Origin of the sequence: Methanococcoides sp., assembly GCF_030594565.1 — an archaeon.
Taxonomy (GTDB): Archaea; Halobacteriota; Methanosarcinia; order Methanosarcinales; family Methanosarcinaceae; genus Methanococcoides; species Methanococcoides seepicolus.
This window is the reverse complement of sequence record NZ_JAUVEY010000199.1, coordinates 1-2,693: the sequence shown is the minus strand read 5'-3', so window position 1 is coordinate 2,693 and position 2,693 is coordinate 1. Positions and strand designations below refer to the sequence as shown.

The window sequence follows — 2,693 nt, the reverse complement described above, 5'->3', positions numbered from 1 at the left end:
AGGACGGTCTTCTGTAAGGGATCTATCTATGGCATTAGCCACCATTTCAACGTCATCTGGATGGATGAGACTGGCATAAGTGCGGACGGAACTCCCAATGAGGTCCGATGCTGGATAACCACTTATCGAAGTTATTTCTTTGCTGATATACTCCATGGTATAATCCGCATCATACCTGCAACGATATGTTGCACCCGGGATGTTCGCGACCAATGTCTCAAAACGATTTTCTTTTTCCTGAAGCTCTTTTTCTGCATTTTTTCGCTCTGTGATGTCAAAGATGATACCCTGAAGATATGTGACCTCACCCTTTGAATTGTGATAAAGCTGTGTCCTCTCATCCACCCAACGAACTTCACCTGACTTTGTCAATATCCTATATTCCTGGACGAAATCAGAATAAACACCTTCAGTTAATTTGGATATGCCTGCGCGTACCTGACTGATGTCGTCGGGATGTACAATATCACCGTAAGCAAGCTTCCCAGAAGTAAAATCTTCCACCGAGTAACCTAACATATCAATGTTCTTCGAAACGAACTTAACAGGCCAGTTTTCTTCAGCGCACCATAAGAACACAACAATAGGACTGGAATTAATGACCGATTCCAGTGTGCTCTTCATCTCCAGTGCACCATCCAGTAGGGCAATATCACCCATCTTCAATCCATTCATGTTTGAATATCTTCCTTAATTTCTCATGTATAATATGTATTCTCTTTCAAAATCTATCATATATATTCTTTAATATATACCTAAGCCATTGATATTTTACAACGGCATATGAATTTTACAACGGCATATGATTTTTCCAGTAGGAGCAGTAATATGCTTTTTAAAACCATATTGGAAAATATGTGCGCTGTCACAAAATACAAATGCTGTCTGTTGTACTCTCCATTACATGAAGCAAAATGCTATGGGTGATTCACCGTTTACGTTGAATGCTCATGTGATGGAGAGGTTGGAGGGAGGGGGATAATGGTTAAATAACATAACTAAAAATGTTAATAGTCGCAGAATACGTTTTTCATAGTAATAGGAAAAAGATTGATATGTTCAAAGCAACTGTAACTCCCGGATTCGGTGAGATTAACGGAATGAAAAATGCTAACAATAATGCCATATCTATATGGTTTGAGAAGGCTCGCAATCCTATATTCAGGCTGTTTATCCCTGACCTAGACCTAAACCCTGATAAATGGAAACTCATAATGGTCAGGGCTGAATTCGATTATGTCGGCGAGATGTTTTACGGAGAAGATGTCGAGATACGTACTTTCATCACAAGAATAGGAAACTCTTCATTCACAGTTGGACAGGAAGCCTGGCAGAATGGGAAACTTGGAACTAAAGGGCAAACTGTAATAGTTCATTATGATTATCTTTCCGACAAAACAATACCAATTCCAGCATCTATTAAAAAACTGCTTGAGGAACATATGGAAGCATCCGACAAAGCAAGTGAACTTTCAAATTGAAAAACTCAAACAAAATCTGTTTTTCTTTTTTTTGCTTCTCAATTGATAAGATCAAGCCAAGTTTACACATTGGAACTTATATTTCATAGTCTGTGGCTTATTTGTTTTATTTTGAAAGTTCCGTTTTTTACGAGTTACCTATATCCCCGAAATATCATACGAGGGGTATGAACTGAACCTCCAAGATCATATGAGATTTTCAAATAAGCAATTTTTTAAGAAGGTTGCATTTTTACTAGATACCTATTACCCCGAATGATTGTGCGAGGAATAAGATTCGAACTCGAACAATTATCAACATTTTCTAATCAAAACCTACACATTAATCATCATAATTCTCCACCCTCGCAAATCGTTTTAATACTAAAAGTGCAAATAGCAATCCATGTCCTACAGTTCCCATGCTGACGAGGACGACGATGTCGAGATCGAAGAAGAATATCTGGGAGATTATGCCAGTGTTCGGTCCATAGTCAAGGAAGCATTGCCGTTCCAGATACTTGCAACCATCGGTGGAGCGGTAGCTGGTTTTATTTTTGCGGGAATGACCAATGAACTGGAAATGATACCGGGTCTGATCGTCATAGCGCCTGCGGTTTTGGGAATGAGAGGGAATATATCATGCACCCTTGGTTCACGCCTTGGTAGTGCTATTCACATGGGTCTAATAACAAAGATCGAGAATAATCCGGAACTTACAAACAATATCTACGGGTCATTGCTATTGGGGCTTATAATGTCCATCGCTCTGGGAATTATCGGACATACAATGACAGTTCTGCTTGGATTTGAAAGTGCAGGTATTCTGGCACTTACTTCAATAGCAGTTCTTGCTGGCGTCTCATCAGGCATTATATTATCTGTTATAGCAGTACTCCTTGCTCTTGGTATGTTCAGGTTCGGATTTGATCCGGATAATGTTGTGACACCTTCTATAGCTACCATCGGAGATATCGTATCCATGCTCATGCTGTTCCTTTCTGCAAAGGTGGTGCTGATGTTATGAGTTATTATACCGTTCGCGGAATTCTGTCAAGAGGGATGCCGATCCTCTTCTTCACATCTGTGCTTGGGGTTGTTACGGGTCAGATACTGAACTCGGAACTTGATAATCTGATATCCCTCCCGACCATACTTCTATTGGTACCTGCGCTCATTAAGATCGGCGGTGACACCGGAAGTATACTCGGTGCAAGACTTTCATCTGCTTTC

The 2,693-nt window shown here is 40.1% G+C and carries 3 protein-coding genes and 1 pseudogene; 3 read left to right on the top strand and 1 reads right to left on the bottom strand.

Annotation, left to right across the window (positions count from 1 at the left end; genetic code table 11):
• Positions 1-675: PAS domain-containing protein (locus QAS77_RS11455; protein WP_305065684.1), on the bottom strand; the 675-nt coding region annotated here is incomplete at its 3' end.
• Positions 676-1,055: 380 nt separating this feature from the next.
• On the opposite strand from QAS77_RS11455, the gene QAS77_RS11450 reads away from it, so the two are divergent.
• The 3 genes and pseudogenes from QAS77_RS11450 to QAS77_RS11440 form a co-directional block, all read left to right on the top strand.
• On the top strand, positions 1,056-1,481 hold the full coding sequence (locus QAS77_RS11450) for an acyl-CoA thioesterase (RefSeq protein ID WP_305065682.1): 426 nt from the start codon (positions 1,056-1,058) through the stop codon (positions 1,479-1,481).
• Between the two features lie 385 nt (positions 1,482-1,866).
• Complete coding sequence (locus tag QAS77_RS11445; protein ID WP_250868234.1) at positions 1,867-2,487, top strand: magnesium transporter; 621 nt, start codon at positions 1,867-1,869, stop codon at positions 2,485-2,487.
• Positions 2,484-2,693, top strand: a pseudogene (locus tag QAS77_RS11440) (magnesium transporter); the annotation flags it as partial. The gene QAS77_RS11445 and the pseudogene QAS77_RS11440, both read left to right, overlap by 4 nt.

Coding starts and splice junctions, on each gene's coding strand:
- QAS77_RS11450 (WP_305065682.1), top strand. CDS start 1,056: ATGTTCAAAGCAACTGTAACTCCCGGATTCGGTGAGATTAACGGAATG.
- QAS77_RS11445 (WP_250868234.1), top strand. CDS start 1,867: ATGTCCTACAGTTCCCATGCTGACGAGGACGACGATGTCGAGATCGAA.